Origin of the sequence: Rhodobacter calidifons (assembly GCF_011174775.1) — a bacterium.
Classification (GTDB): domain Bacteria; phylum Pseudomonadota; class Alphaproteobacteria; order Rhodobacterales; family Rhodobacteraceae; genus Tabrizicola; species Tabrizicola calidifons.
Genome location: NZ_JAANHS010000001.1, coordinates 1 through 13320, shown reverse-complemented (window position 1 = coordinate 13320; position 13320 = coordinate 1). Strand labels below are relative to the sequence as shown.

Below are 13320 nucleotides of genomic sequence, written 5' to 3'. Positions count from 1 at the left end.
TGGAGTATTTGGGACATGGGCAAGCGCAAATTTTAGTCGAATTGTTCGGAGTTTCGGATGAGCCAGATCGGGCATAACGGCGGGCCGTCGATGGAGGGCGGGGCCAGTTGGCGGAAGCACTGCTGGTCCGCGGCGCGAGAGCGGTTGTTGCCGGTGTTGCCGGTGGAAGTGGTGCGGACGCGGGTCAAGCGGGCCAAGGCGCTGGGGCTGGATTACCGGACCTATGCCGGGGTGCGGGCGGCCACGGGGCATGATGTGGTGGCGTTCCTGTTCTCCTCGAATGCCCTGAGGGTGTCGTTGGTGCGGCCTGCGATGCCTGCGGAGCGGTCGGAGAAGCTGGCGGAGGTGCAGTGCGGGCGGTTGGCGCTGGCGGTGGAGCCCTTGACTCCGGGAATGGTGGAGGCGGCCAATCCGGTGCTGGATGGGGTCTGGCCTGCGCCTTATGCGCTGGCGGGGTTCGGCGAGATGCGGGAGCGGATGCGGGCGGCCCTGGGGCGTGTGCCATCGGATCAGGTGATCCTGGTGGGCGACCTGGGGCTGGAGCGCGAGTGGTGCGCGGCGGGGCGGCTTGCGGGGTATCTGCCGGCGGAGCGGTATTTCGGACGATGACAAACGGCGGCCCGCCGGACCGCCGTTTGTCATGCGTTGAACCGGAAGATCAGGCCGCGCGACCGAGGAGGACCGAGTCGACCTGCTTGGCCGCACCCGCCTCGTCCACGCCGGACACCGCCGCGACTTCGCGCGTCAGGCGTTCCAGGGCGGCTTCGTAAAGCTGACGTTCGGAATAGGACTGTTCGCGCTGGTCGTCGGCGCGGTGCAGGTCGCGGACGACCTCGGCGATCGACAGAAGGTCGCCGGAGTTGATCTTCTGCTCATATTCCTGCGCGCGGCGCGACCACATGGCGCGCTTGACCTTGGCCTTGCCCTTCAGCGTGTCCAGCGCCTTGCTCACCACGTCGGGAGCGGACAGGGCGCGCATGCCGATTTCCACCGCCTTGTGGGTGGGCACGCGCAGGGTCATCTTGTCCTTCTCGAAGGAGATGACGAAAAGTTCCAGCTGAATTCCGGCGATCTGCTGTTCCTCGATCGAGATGATCTTGCCGACGCCATGCGCGGGATAGACCACGAAATCGTTCGGACGGAATTCAGGCTTCTTCGACTTGGTCATTCACGGTTCCCCAGAAAGGAAGCCCCTTCCGCGACAAAGACCCCGCGCGCTGAACCCCCTGGTTCAGGCGTGTGGAGTCGATTGTCACAAAAGAATTCGGCCCAGGCGGACTGCTCCAAGCCGATGTCAGGCTTCCATGCTTGCTTTGTAAAGAAAAGATAACACAAAAACGCGCTGATTCCAACTGCCGCGAAACCGGGCAGTTCAGATGTAAAGCTTTGAATTTCCAATGTTTGTCTGGATGCCGCCGATTCGGTGCCTTCCTTCTGCCCGAATCGGTCCCGCGTTCAGCCGCCGGTGCCGGGGGCCTCGGAGAAGTATTTTTCAAGCTTGCCGGGTTCGCCGTCGCGTTCTTCGTAGCCGGGCAGCGGGTCCTTCTTGGTCACGATCACCGGCCACTGGACGGCATATTTCCGGTTGAAGGCGACCCATTCCTCCATGTCCGGTTCGGTATCGGGACGGATCGCGTCGGCGGGGCACTCGGGCTCGCAGACGCCGCAGTCGATGCATTCATCCGGGTGGATGACCAGCATGTTCTCGCCTTCGTAGAAGCAGTCGACCGGACAGACCTCGACGCAGTCGGTGTATTTGCAGGCGATGCAGTTCTCGATGACGACGTAGGTCATGGTCGTGGCCTTGGTGCGAAGCGATGGCGTTTAGCTAGAGCAGGTGGCAGGATCATTCAAGCGGGTCCGGCGCATTGACCGGGTCGAGGTCGAGATAGAGCGTCTGCGCCTCGCGCGCCGGTCCCCGCCGCAGGCCGATCGCCAGGACGCGGACCAGGCGGATGCGCGCGCCCTGGGGGAAGGTGAGGGTGTCGCCAGCCGCGATGTCGCGGCCTGGACGGGTGACGCGCGTGCCGTTCACCCGGACAGAGCCGGCGGCGATGGCCTCGGCGGCGAGGCTGCGGGACTTGAAGAACCGGGCCTGCCAGAGCCACTTGTCCAGCCGCAGCCTGAGAGCGGCGGCCGGATCAGGCTTTCCGGAAGGCCCGGCCAATCAGACCTTGCCCTTGAGCGCAAGCAGCGCGGCAAACGGGTTGTCGGGGTCGATGGGCTTTTCCTGCCGGGGCGGGCGGGCCTCGTAGGATTTCTGCCGGTCGTCGCGGTTTGGCTTGCCGCCTTTGCCATGGGGCCGTTCGCCCTTGGGGCGGTCCTGCTTCGGGCCGTCGTGGCGGGGCCGGTCGCCCTTTGGACGGTCGCCCTGTGAACGGTCGCTGCGGGGGGCGCCTTCTTTCCGCTCGGGACGGGGGCCGCGTTCGGGACGGGGCCGGGGCTTCGGGGCCCAGGTGAAGGTGTAGAAGGCCTCCATCTCCGGGGCCGCAGCTTCGGGGGCGGGTTCCGGCGTCGGAGCCAGGATCGAGACCTCTTCCGGGATCGGCACGCCCGCAGCGATTGCGGCGGCGGCTTCGGCGGAGATTTCGGGGGCTTTCGGGGCCTCGGCGGCCTTCACCTTCGGACGTTCGCCCTTTTCGCCCTTGTAGCCCAGGCCGCCCATCAGGTCGGCGAACTGGTCAAGGGTCATGCCGGTGATCGACAGCATGTCGGGTGTCGCCTCGAAGCCGGCGCGGCTGTCCTTCTGGCGCAGGATGTCGGCCAGGCGTTCCAGCATGTCGATGCGGATCGCGCGGGCGCCCGCGGGGTGATACCCGGCGAGCGTGTAGTGCATCTTGGGCACTTCCGGCACGTTCGGGATCGTCACCAGCCCCGGAGGTGGCGATTCGGGGAATTCCTGCAACCCGTTCCACAGCGACCAGAGCACCAGCCGCAGGCGCGTCGGCGCGGGTTTCAGAAGGGCGGGCAGGAAGATGGTGAACTGGCCGAAGCGGACGCCGTGCTTGCGGAGTGCTCCGCGCGCTTCCTGGTCCAGCTCCTTGACTTCGGCGGCGACGGTCTCACGCGGGAGGACGCCCAGAGCCTCGGACAGCCGGAAGGCGAAACCGCGGGCGAGGCCGGTCAGGGTCTCGTCGCGGGCCATGTTCAGAAGCGGCTCGAACAGGGCGGCGACCTTGCGGTCGATGAAATGTTGCAGGCGACGGCGGACCTTTTCGGCAACCTCGGGGCCGGCCTCGTCGTCCACGAAGGCCTCGACGGCGGGTTTCGCCGGTTCGGCGCCCTTGACCAGCTTGCCCACCGCATGGGTGCCCCACATCAGGCCGCCCTGTTCGGTGAAATCCAGCTCGGTGTCCGGCGCATTGTAGAACCGGTCGGCGCGCAGGTGGAATTCCGGCTTCAGCGCCTGAAGCGCGGCCTGCGCCAGGGTGCGGGCGGCATCGGGCGTGGCGCTGGCATCCTGCCTGAAGCGGAAGCCTTCCAGTTTCCCGGCATATTCGCCTTCGACCGTCACTTCGCCCTTGTCGTTCACTTCGGCCACCAGAGCCTCCTTCTGCTTCAACCGGCGGAGCAGAACCGAGGTCCGCCGGTCGACAAATCGTTGCGTCAGCGCCGCATGCAGGGCATCCGACAGGCGGTCTTCTACCGCGCGGGTTTCCTCGCGCCAATGGGTTTCGTCTTCGACCCAGTTTTTCCGCTGGGTGACGTAGGTCCAGGTGCGGATATAGGCGAGGCGGCGCGACAGGGTGTCGATGTCGCCTTCGGTCCTGTCGATGCGCCTGATCGCGGTTGCCAGCCAGTCCGAGGGGATGCGCCCGCCGCCCAGACCCCGACCGACGAGGAATTCGAAGATGCGGGTCAGGAGGGTCGTGTGTTCCGGCCCGGAGGAGGAGCGGAAGTCGGGGATGCGGCAGACGTCCCAGAGGAGTTGCACGCGTTTGGGTTCGGTCAGCCTGTCCTGCACTTCGGGGAGCGCAGAGAGCGCCTTCAGTGCCAGAAGGTCGTCGGCATCCCGCGCGCGGGTCAGCCAGTCGTTGTGGGTGGGTTCCTCGAGGCTGCGGATCAGCCGGTCGGCGCTGCCGAAGTCGAGCGATTCGTTGCGCCAGTGCAGCTTGCGGACGGGCTGGAAGCGGTGGGTCTCGATCGCCTCCACCGTTTCCTCGTCGAAAGGGCGGACCTCGCCGGTGACGCCGAAGGTGCCGTCCTCGGTATGCCGTCCGGCGCGGCCGGCGATCTGGGCCAGTTCCTGCGGGAAAAGGCTGCGCATCCGGCGGCCGTCGAATTTCGCCGTGGCCGAGAAGGCGACATGCTTGATGTCGAGGTTCAACCCCATGCCGATGGCGTCGGTGGCCACCAGATAGTCCACGTCGCCGTTCTGGTAGAGCGCCACCTGCGCGTTGCGGGTGCGGGGCGACAGCGCGCCCATCACCACCGCGCAGCCGCCCTTCTGGCGGCGGATCAGCTCGGCGATGGCATAGACGTTTTCCACCGAGAAGCCGACGATGGCCGACCGCGGCGGCATCCGGCTGATCTTCTTCGACCCGGCATAGGACAGCGTGGACATCCGGTCGCGTTTCAGGAAGGTCACATGCGGCACCAGCCCCGCGATGGCCCCGCGCATGGTGTCGGACCCCAGAAACAGCGTCTCGTTCAACCCGCGTGCCCGCAGCAGGCGGTCGGTGAAGACGTGCCCCCGGTCGGCATCGGCGCAAAGCTGGATCTCGTCCACCGCGACGAAATCGGCCCCGATCTCCAGGGGCATCGCCTCGGTGGTGCAGACCCAGTACTGGGTGCGGTCGGGGACGATGCGTTCCTCTCCCGTGACCAGCGCCACGACCGAGGGGCCGACCCTGGCGACGATGCGGTCATAGACTTCGCGCGCCAGAAGCCGCAGGGGCAGACCGATGACGCCCGTCCGGTGCGATAGCATGCGTTCTATCGCGTGATGGGTCTTGCCGGTGTTCGTCGGCCCAAGGACCGCCGTCACCCGCCGGGTGGCGTCCATGGCTCAGATCTCCTGACCCTCGGCTGCCTTTTCCAGCCGCTTCACCGCTTCGAGAGCGTCCTGAAGATGGGGATGGATGGCAAGGGCCGCGCGGTAGGCGGCAAGCGCCTTCTGCGGGTTGCCGGATCCCTCCAGGATCATCCCCAGCCCCGACAAAGCCCCGAAATGCCGCGGGTTCAGCGCCAGCACCTGGGCGATGTCGCCAAGCGAGGGACCGAAGGCCCCCGACAGGTAAAGCGCGGTGGCGCGCGCGTTCCAGGCCTCGGCGAAGGTCGGGTCGTGGTCGATGATGGCGGTGAAATGTTCGATGGCGGCCGAGTAGTCCCCCAGCGTCATCGCGTCCCGGCCGCGTTGCAGCAGCAGGTCCAGCGCCGGCGAGCCCGATTTCGACCATTCCAGCCAGATCTCGCGCTCGATCCTGCTGGCCTCGCCCGCCTGGGCTGTCTTGAGCCTGTCGAACAGGCCGTCCAGTTTCGCCCCGTCCTCGGCCTGGGCCGCCGCCAATGACAGCAAAAGCGGCAGAAGTGCCGCAACGATACGATTGAGAATGGCGGCGCGGAGACCCATAAGAGGAAAGTAACCGATCCGCGCCGGATTGCCAGTGGCGCCGGGGTCACGAAGGAGAGACTTATGAGCGAAATGATCGATGCGGCCGTCAAGGCGCTTTCTGCCAAGGTTTCGGGCGGTTTCGACGGGGTGGCGAAGTTCGTGATCCCCGGCGAGGGCGCGATCATGCTGGACGCCTCGGGCGTGCGGCCGGGCGACGAGGAGGCCGACGTGACGCTGACGGCGGATGCCGACGTGTTCCGGGCGATCCTGGACGGCGAGATGAACCCGACCATGGCCTTCATGACCGGCAAGCTGAAGGTCGATGGCAGCATGGGTCTGGCGATGAAGCTGGGCTCGGTCCTGGGTTGAGACAGGAGGCCGCCCGGCCTGCGCCCTTTCACGCCGGGGTGGCCGACGCGCCGCCTGGCGTGGTTGCCGTCTGGGCGCAGGCGGGCGCGGTGCGGATCCGGCTGGCCTCGTGGCGGGCAGGGGACAGGGGCACCGTGTTTCTTCTGCCCGGCCGGACGGAATGCATCGAGAAATACGGCCGCGCCGCCGGCGATCTGGTGGCGCGGGGCTTTTCGGTCATCACCATCGACTGGCGCGGGCAGGGGCTGGCCGACCGCGCGCTGCCCGATCGGCTGATGGGCCATGTCGGCGATTTCGACGAATATCAGCGGGATCTGGACGCGATGCTGGCCGAGGCCGAACGGCTGGACCTGCCGCGCCCCTGGTTCATGCTGGCCCATTCCATGGGCGGCTGCATCGGGCTGCGCGGGTTGATGCGCGGTCTGCCGATCCGGGCGGCGGTCTTTTCGGCGCCGATGTGGGGCATCGCCATGGCCCCCTGGCAAAAGCCCCTTGCGGCCCTGGTCTCGGCGCTTGCCGCGCCCTTGCGTCTGACCGGCCGCTATGCGCCCTCGACCGGACCTGCGGTCTACCTTGCGACGGCGCCCTTTGCAGGCAATGTCCTGACCACCGACCGCGAGATGTGGGACTACATGCGTCGTCAGGTGGTCGAGGTGCCGGACCTTGCGCTGGCCGGACCTTCGGTCGGCTGGGTCTCGGCGGCCTTGCGGGAATGTGCGGAACTCGCGGCCCTGCCCGCACCCCGGGTGCCGACCATCTGCGCGCTGGGGACGGCCGAAAAGGTGGTGGCCGTGGCGCCGATTCATCTGCGCATGGCCGGCTGGGCCCAGGGCCAGCTGGACCTCTACCCCGGCGCCGAACACGAGATCATGATGGAAGGCCCCGCGACCCGCGCCCGGTTCTTCGACCGTGCCGCGGCCCTCTTCGCGGCGCAGGGGCGCTGACGGCAATCGGCGCGCCGGGGGCGGCTCATCCCTCCCTTCGCTCGGTCCTCGCAGGCACGCAGCGCAGAGCGACCGCAGCAGAGCGATGAGCGATCCGCCGGGCGCTACCTGGCGTCCAGCTTGCGCTCGATCTCGGCCAGCCGGGCCAGCACCTTTTCCTCGAAGGCATGGGTTTCCTCCCGGGTTTCCTCGCTAGCCGCCTCTTGCATCGAATTCACGATCAGACCGACGATCAGGTTCATCACCGCGAAGGTGGTCATCAGGATGAAGGGCACGAAGAAGGCCCAGGCGTAGGGATAGACCTCCATCACCGGGCGGACGATGCCCATCGACCAGCTTTCCAGCGTCATGATCTGGAACAGCGAATAGGCGCTGGCGCCAAGGCTGCCGAACCAGTCAGGGAAGCTGGCCGCGAAAAGCTTGGTCGCGATCACCGCGGCGATATAGTAGATCAGCAGGATCAGCAGGAACACCGACCCCATCCCCGGCAGCGCACGCCCCAGGCCATTCACCACGCGTCGCAGGCTCGGTACCGCCGAGACCACGCGCAGCACCCGCAGGATGCGCAACGCCCGCATGACCGAGAAGCCCGCCCCCGCCGGCACCAGCGAGATGCCCACGATCACGAAATCGAAGAGGTTCCAGCCGGACCGGAAGAAGCGCAGGCCCTGCGCATAAAGCCGGGCGGCGAGTTCGGCGACGAAGATCGTCAGGCAGGCCCGGTCTACGGCCACCAGCGCGCCACCTGCGCGCTGCATCACCGCGGGAAAGGTCTCCAGCCCCAGGGTGACGGCGTTGACCAGGATGACGGCGATCAGGAAGCGCGAGACCGTGGGACGGTCGAGGAAGGCTGAGACGGTTTCGCGGCTGGACATGGGTTCCCTGTCGGATCTGGCATCGCCGCCGATATGTGGCGTCCCGCGCGCGGCGTCCAGTCCCGGCCGTATGGAAAGCCAGGGATCGGGCCTGCAATCGCCACGGCGGGGCGGGCCGCTATCTGCCGCGCGTGAATTCCATGCTGCGGCCGTCCGGGCCGGTCAGGACCAGCGTGTCATCGCCGCGCATGTCCAGCCGGGTCATGACAGAGAGCGCAGTGAAGAACGCCTGCTCGTCATCCAGCCGGTCGCAGGCCATCCGGGTCGCGGCGACCCCGCCCAGTTTCAGGTCCGGCAGGCTTGCCTGATTGCGCCCCATGTAGCGGTTGCAGGGCGCCTTGCCCGAGAGGGTGCCCTCGGCGTTCACCGACAGCGTGGCGGGGATGTCGACGACCAAGCCGTCGATGGCCAGAAGCTCCCATTCGATCCCGGTCGCGTCCTGGGCATCGGCGGTGGTGCAGGCGGTCATGGCGATGGCCGCAAGAAGGGGAAAAAGGCGCATGGGGGTGGGGCTCCGTCATCGGGTCAGACATCCCTTTGACGCGTCAGAAAGCCTCGGGCCTGGCCTCGCGCGCCATGTGGTCGAGAACGGCGTTGACGAATTTTGCCTCCTTTCCGTCGGGAAAGAAGGCCTTGGCCACGTCGACATATTCGGTGATCGCCACCTTGGGCGGAGTGGGCAGGTCCACCAGCTCCGCCCCTGCCGCGCGGAAGAGGGCGCGCAGCACCGGGTCGATCCGGTCGATGGGCCAGGCCGCGACAAGGGCGCGGTCGGTCATCTGGTCGATCTTGGCCTGCCAGTTGACCGCCCCACCCACCACGGCGCGGAAATGGTCCACGTCGCCCTCGGCGAATTCGCCCTCGTCATAGACAGCACCAAAGCGGTGCGTCTCGAACTCGCGCGTGACCGCCTCGACCGTCTGGCCCGAGACTTCCATCTGGAACAGCGCCTGCACGGCATAAAGCCGTGCCGCCGATTTCATCTGGCGCTTTTCCTGTCGCCTGTCCGTCATGCCCGGAAGCCGATCCCCTTGGTCTTGCCGGCCCATTTGCGCGAAAGCGCGATCAGGTGCAAGGCCGCCGCAGCGGCACCGCCGCCCTTGTTCTGCCCCCTGGGGTCGGCGCGCACCTCGGCCTGGGCGCGGTTTTCCACCGTGAGGATGCCGTTGCCGATGCAGGCGCCCTGGAGGCCCAGCAGGCTGAGCGCGCGGCTGGAGTCGTTGCACACCGTATCGTAATGCGTCGTCTCGCCCCGGATCACGCAGCCAAGCGCGACATAGCCGTCATAGTCGGCCAGCCGCTCGGCCATGGCGATGGCCGAGGGCACCTCCAGCGCGCCCGGGACCTCGACCAGATCGACCTCGGCCCCGCAGGCCTCGCCCACGGCGCGCGCGCCGGCAACCAGGTTGTCGGTGATGTCCTTGTAATAGGGCGCGACGACGATGAGGAGCTTGACCGGCTTGTCGAAGCCGGGCAGCGGCAGGGTGTAATGGGTCTCGGCGGTGGCCATGGCCTACTCCTTGATCGGGCGGGTGCCCGCGATGGTCAGCCCATAGGCATCCAGACCCACAAAGCGCGGTGCGGCGGAATTGGTCAGCAGCGTGATCGCCGACAGGCCCAGCGAGGACAGGATCTGCGCGCCAAGGCCATACTGGCGCAGGGTCTGCGGCGAATGTTCCCCGGGCGTGACCATCTTCATCGTCGTGTCGCGCAGAAGGACCACGGCGCCCCGGCCTTCGGCGGCGATGATGCGCATGGCGGCCGGAAGCTCGCCCCCGCCGCCGATGCCCAGCACATCCTCAAGCGGGTTCAGCGCATGGACCCGCACCAGAACCGGGCCGGGCGCGGCAAGGTCGCCCTTGGACAGGACGATATGTTCGTCGCCATGGGCTTCGTCGGCAAAGATCCGCATCAGCCAGTCGCCGCCGTGGACGGAACGGACCGAGCTGACCGCCTTTTCGGTGATCAGGTTGTCGTGCCGCCGCCGATAGGCGATCAGGTCGCTGATCGTGCCGATCTTCAGCCCGTGCTTCTGTGCAAAGGTGATCAGATCGGGCAGGCGGGCCATGGTGCCGTCGTCGTTCATGATCTCGCAGATCACGCCCGAGGGGTTGAGCCCCGCCAGACGCGCCACGTCCACCGCGGCCTCGGTATGCCCGGCGCGGACCAGCACGCCGCCGTCGCGCGCGCGCAGCGGGAAGATGTGGCCCGGTGTGGCGATATCGGCCGGACCCTTGGTCGGGTCGATCGCCACGCTGACCGTCCGCGCCCGGTCGGCGGCCGAAATGCCGGTGGTCACGCCTTCGCGCGCCTCGATCGACAGGGTGAAGGCGGTCTCGTGCCGGCTGGAGTTCTTCGGGCTCATCAGGGGCAGGCCCAGGGCCTCCACCCGGGCGGCGGGAAGCGCCAGGCAGATAAGCCCGCGACCATGCGTCGCCATGAAGTTGATCGCCGAGGGCGTGCACATCTGCGCCGGGATCACGAGGTCGCCCTCGTTCTCGCGGTCCTCGTGATCGACAAGGATGAACATGCGCCCGTTGCGGGCGTCTTCGATGATCTCCTCGGTCGAGGAGATGGCGTCGGCATAGTCGGACATGGGTCGTGGGCCTCACAAGCTCTCAGACGCCGATGTATCGCGGGGCGGATGCAAAGGCCAGAGGCTGTGCCTCGGGCGGTGAGCAGATCCGCTGTGCAGGGCCACACCCCGGGCACCGGAGTTCGTGACGAACTCCGGACCGATTTCCGGACGGAAATCGGCCCCGCCGCCGAGGTCGCGCATCAGGCCCGGACCGAGAGCACGGTAAGACAGGCCAGTTCGGCCAGTTGCTGGGTTGCGCCCAGGATGTCGCCGGTCTGCCCCCCGATGCGCCGCAGGGCCGAAAGGGCCAGCCAGAGCGTCACCGCCAGCGCGGCGAAGGTCATCGGGACGACGCTCCAGCCGGTCAGGACCGCCGCGATCGCCAGGGCCAGCACCAAGCCCGTCAGCGCCGTGGCCGGGCCGGGCCGCCCCGTGGCATGGCTCAGGCCCTCGGTGCGGGCATTGGGCAGAAGCGACATCACCAGGGCCATCGGCGCGCGGGACATAGCCCCGGCGGCGATCAGCGCAGGCCCGTAGGCGCCATGGACCAGGAGCGCCGTCAGCGCGGACCAGCGCGCCAGGGTGACAAGGACCAGCGCCAGGACGCCGTAACTGCCGACGCGGCTGTCCTTCATGATCGCCAGCCGCCGCTCGCGGGTCCAGCCGCCGTAAAGCCCGTCGGCGCTGTCCGAAAGCCCGTCCTCGTGCAGCCCCCCGGTCAGCATCGCGGCAAGGCCAAGGACCAGCGCCGCCGTCACCCCCGGGGTCACGCCCAGCCACTGGGCCGAGGCCGCGAGCGCCGCCCCCAGCGCGCCGAGCACCGCCCCGACCAGCGGCCAGGCCCAGGCCGAGGCGGCGCCCGTGCCCCGGTGGTCGGGCAGCGGCAGGCGGGACAGAAGGGCAAAGGCCGACAGAAGGTCGGCGGGCAGCCTGTGGGCGATGTCGCGAAGCAAGGTCAAAGCGGCTGTTCCCGGCTGGCATTCGATGGGCCTCTGGGGTAGCCCCATCCCGACGCAGGATCAATCCGGAGAAACCGATGCCCTTTCAGTCCCTCGCCGATGTCCGCGCCATGCTTGCCGCGCTGCCCGCCCCCGATGCGGCGGCCATCGCGGCTGCCGAGGCGCGCAATGGTCAGCTGACCAAGCCGCCGGGCGCCCTGGGGCGGCTGGAGAAGCTGGCGATCTGGATGGGCGGCTGGCAGGGCACCGACAAGCCGACCGCCGACAAGCCGCAGATTGCGATCTTTGCGGGCAATCACGGGGTCACGGCCAAGGGTGTGTCGGCCTTTCCGGCGGAAGTGACCGCGCAGATGGTGGCCAACTTTGCCCATGGCGGGGCGGCGATCAACCAGCTGGCCCGGACCTTCGGGGCCAGACTGGACGTCCATGCGCTGGAGCTTGACCGTCCGACGGCGGATTTCACCGAAGGGCCGGCGATGACCGAGGCCGAGGTCGTCGAGGCCCTGCGTCGCGGCCATGAGGCGGTGAGCCCGGACGCCGACCTGTTCGTTGCGGGCGAGATGGGGATCGGGAACACCACCTCGGCGGCGGCGATTGCGACGGCGCTGTATGGCGGGTTTGGCTGGGCGGGGCGCGGCACGGGCGTGGATGACGCCGGGCTGCGGCGCAAGGAGGCGGCGGTGGCGGCGGGGATCGAGAAGAATGCCGCGCTCATGGGCGATCCGCTGGAGGTGCTGCGCTGTCTGGGCGGGCGCGAGATCGCGGCGATGGCGGGGGCGATCCTGGGGGCGCGGATGGCGCGGGTGCCGGTGATCCTGGACGGGTTCATCGCCTGTGCTGCGGCGGCGGTGCTGGAGAAGGCCGCGCCGGGGGCGCTGGATCATTGCGTCGCGGGCCATCAGAGCGCCGAGGGGGCACATGCGCGGCTGCTGGAGAAGCTGGGCAAGGAGCCCTTGCTGAACCTGGGCCTGCGGCTGGGCGAGGGGTCCGGCGCGGCGCTGGCGATCGGGGTGGTGCAGGGGGCGGTGGCCTGCCATTCCGGGATGCTGACCTTCGCCGAGGCGGGGGTCGCGGCGGGGGCCTGACCCCGCCTGTCCACGCGCGGGCAGGGTTTCCATCCCTGCAAAGTCAAACACTTGCTCGTGGGCGTTCACGATTTGTCAAGGATTGCTCGTCGGGGGCCTCGTTCCGCCTTGCGGGTGGTCGGCGACGAGGAGACGAAGGCGAACGAGGAGCCGTTCCGTCAGGCCTTCGGCATCTTCAGGCTGATCAGCCTGCCGCCCTTCTGGTAGCGGACCTCGGTCTCGGTGATCGCCTGCACCGTCCCGCCGTCGATCTTGTCGCCGACCTTCACCTTCTTGTACTTGCCGTTCGACTGGCGGATCAGCGCGTAGCGGCGCGAATCGGTGCCGTAGGTGCCGATCAGGTTGATCTTGGACAGGTTGATCGCGTTCACGAAGGTCGCTTGCTTGGCAACACTGGCCTTGGTCGGGATCGAGGGCGCCGCCTTCGTGACCTCGGGCTCGTCAAGCTCGTCGATTTCCTCGGGCTTGGGCGCAGCGGCGGCAGGTGCGGCGGCGGCCACTTGCACCGCCTCTTGCTTGGGGGCCGGTTCGCGCACTGCGGCGGCCACGGCGGCCTCGACGGCGCGGCTCATGTCCTGCGGACGAGCCGCAGGCCGCATCGAGATGGCGACGATCGAGGGATTCTTCGCCTCGAGTGCGGCAGCCTCGGCCAGCCTGGCCTCGGCCTGCGCGGTCAGCGAGGCACCTTGGGCGCCCAGGTCCGCCGGGGCGGCGCTGGCCGGCAGGACGGCAGCCGCGGCGGTGGCTACGCTGGCCGGGCGCGGCAGCGGGCGCAGGGTCGCGAACCGGGTGACATCCACCGTGCCAAGCGAGGCGTCGTCATCCGCGGCCGAGGGTGCCGGGGACAGGCCCTCGGGGCGCGGGCGGGGCCGGAACCCCGCCATCGCCGGATCGGCCGGGGCGGCAGGCCCGGGTTCGGCGGTGGCGGATGCCGCCTCGCCCGCGGTGACCAGCGA

General features: G+C 68.3%; 15 protein-coding genes and 1 pseudogene. 4 read left to right on the top strand and 12 right to left on the bottom strand.

The window, feature by feature from the left end; translation table 11 throughout:
* Positions 1-57 precede the first annotated feature (57 nt).
* Complete coding sequence (locus G8O29_RS00080; protein WP_166401200.1) at positions 58-609, top strand: hypothetical protein; 552 nt, start codon at positions 58-60, stop codon at positions 607-609.
* Between the two features lie 49 nt (positions 610-658).
* On the opposite strand, the gene G8O29_RS00075 is transcribed toward G8O29_RS00080, so the two are convergent.
* The 5 genes from G8O29_RS00075 to G8O29_RS00055 form a co-directional block, all read right to left on the bottom strand.
* On the bottom strand, positions 659-1168 hold the full coding sequence (locus tag G8O29_RS00075) for a CarD family transcriptional regulator (RefSeq protein WP_166401199.1): 510 nt from the start codon (positions 1166-1168) through the stop codon (positions 659-661).
* Between the two features lie 287 nt (positions 1169-1455).
* A complete protein-coding gene (fdxA, locus tag G8O29_RS00070) occupies positions 1456-1794 on the bottom strand; it encodes a ferredoxin FdxA (RefSeq protein WP_166401198.1) in 339 nt (112 codons plus the stop codon).
* A gap of 52 nt (positions 1795-1846) precedes the next feature.
* On the bottom strand, positions 1847-2167 hold the full coding sequence (locus G8O29_RS00065) for an RNA-binding S4 domain-containing protein (RefSeq protein ID WP_242678825.1): 321 nt from the start codon (positions 2165-2167) through the stop codon (positions 1847-1849).
* Positions 2168-5005: a helicase-related protein gene (locus G8O29_RS00060; RefSeq protein ID WP_166401197.1), complete on the bottom strand. Its 2838-nt coding sequence runs from the start codon at positions 5003-5005 to the stop codon at positions 2168-2170.
* 3 nt (positions 5006-5008) lie between these two features.
* Positions 5009-5572 (bottom strand): tetratricopeptide repeat protein, encoded by a 564-nt coding sequence (locus G8O29_RS00055; RefSeq protein ID WP_166401196.1) that lies wholly within the window; start codon positions 5570-5572, stop codon positions 5009-5011.
* A gap of 63 nt (positions 5573-5635) precedes the next feature.
* Here G8O29_RS00055 and G8O29_RS00050 point away from each other — a divergent pair, with 63 nt between their 5' ends.
* Together G8O29_RS00050 and G8O29_RS00045 are read left to right on the top strand one after the other, a co-directional pair.
* The gene (locus tag G8O29_RS00050) at positions 5636-5923 is read left to right on the top strand and encodes an SCP2 sterol-binding domain-containing protein (RefSeq protein ID WP_166401195.1); all 288 of its coding nucleotides are present in this window, start codon (positions 5636-5638) and stop codon (positions 5921-5923) included.
* Positions 5924-5961: 38 nt separating this feature from the next.
* Positions 5962-6867 (top strand): alpha/beta fold hydrolase, encoded by a 906-nt coding sequence (locus G8O29_RS00045; RefSeq protein WP_367890105.1) that lies wholly within the window; start codon positions 5962-5964, stop codon positions 6865-6867.
* 104 nt (positions 6868-6971) lie between these two features.
* Here the strand turns inward: G8O29_RS00045 and G8O29_RS00040 are convergent, their stop codons facing one another.
* The 6 genes from G8O29_RS00040 to G8O29_RS00015 all read right to left on the bottom strand — a co-directional run bounded on the left by G8O29_RS00040 (position 6972) and on the right by G8O29_RS00015 (position 11279).
* Positions 6972-7742, bottom strand: coding sequence for an ion transporter (locus G8O29_RS00040; protein ID WP_166401193.1), 771 nt, complete (start codon positions 7740-7742; stop codon positions 6972-6974).
* A gap of 118 nt (positions 7743-7860) precedes the next feature.
* Entirely contained in the window at positions 7861-8244 is a 384-nt protein-coding gene (locus tag G8O29_RS00035; protein ID WP_166401192.1) for an META domain-containing protein, read from the bottom strand.
* A gap of 43 nt (positions 8245-8287) precedes the next feature.
* A complete protein-coding gene (gene nusB / locus G8O29_RS00030; RefSeq protein ID WP_242678824.1) occupies positions 8288-8755 on the bottom strand; it encodes a transcription antitermination factor NusB in 468 nt (155 codons plus the stop codon).
* A complete protein-coding gene (locus G8O29_RS00025) occupies positions 8752-9252 on the bottom strand; it encodes a 6,7-dimethyl-8-ribityllumazine synthase (protein ID WP_166401190.1) in 501 nt (166 codons plus the stop codon). Before G8O29_RS00025 ends, nusB begins: the two co-directional genes overlap by 4 nt.
* 3 nt (positions 9253-9255) lie before the next feature.
* Complete coding sequence (gene ribB / locus G8O29_RS00020; protein WP_166401189.1) at positions 9256-10338, bottom strand: 3,4-dihydroxy-2-butanone-4-phosphate synthase; 1083 nt, start codon at positions 10336-10338, stop codon at positions 9256-9258.
* A gap of 182 nt (positions 10339-10520) precedes the next feature.
* Entirely contained in the window at positions 10521-11279 is a 759-nt protein-coding gene (locus G8O29_RS00015; RefSeq protein WP_242678823.1) for an adenosylcobinamide-GDP ribazoletransferase, read from the bottom strand.
* Positions 11280-11356: 77 nt separating this feature from the next.
* Here G8O29_RS00015 and cobT point away from each other — a divergent pair, with 77 nt between their 5' ends.
* Positions 11357-12364 carry a nicotinate-nucleotide--dimethylbenzimidazole phosphoribosyltransferase gene (gene cobT / locus G8O29_RS00010; RefSeq protein ID WP_166401187.1) on the top strand — a complete coding sequence of 336 codons (1008 nt, stop codon included), beginning with the start codon at positions 11357-11359 and terminating at the stop codon, positions 12362-12364.
* 158 nt (positions 12365-12522) lie between these two features.
* On the opposite strand, the pseudogene G8O29_RS00005 reads toward cobT, so the two are convergent.
* A pseudogene (locus G8O29_RS00005) lies at positions 12523-13320 on the bottom strand (pilus assembly protein PilP); the annotation flags it as partial.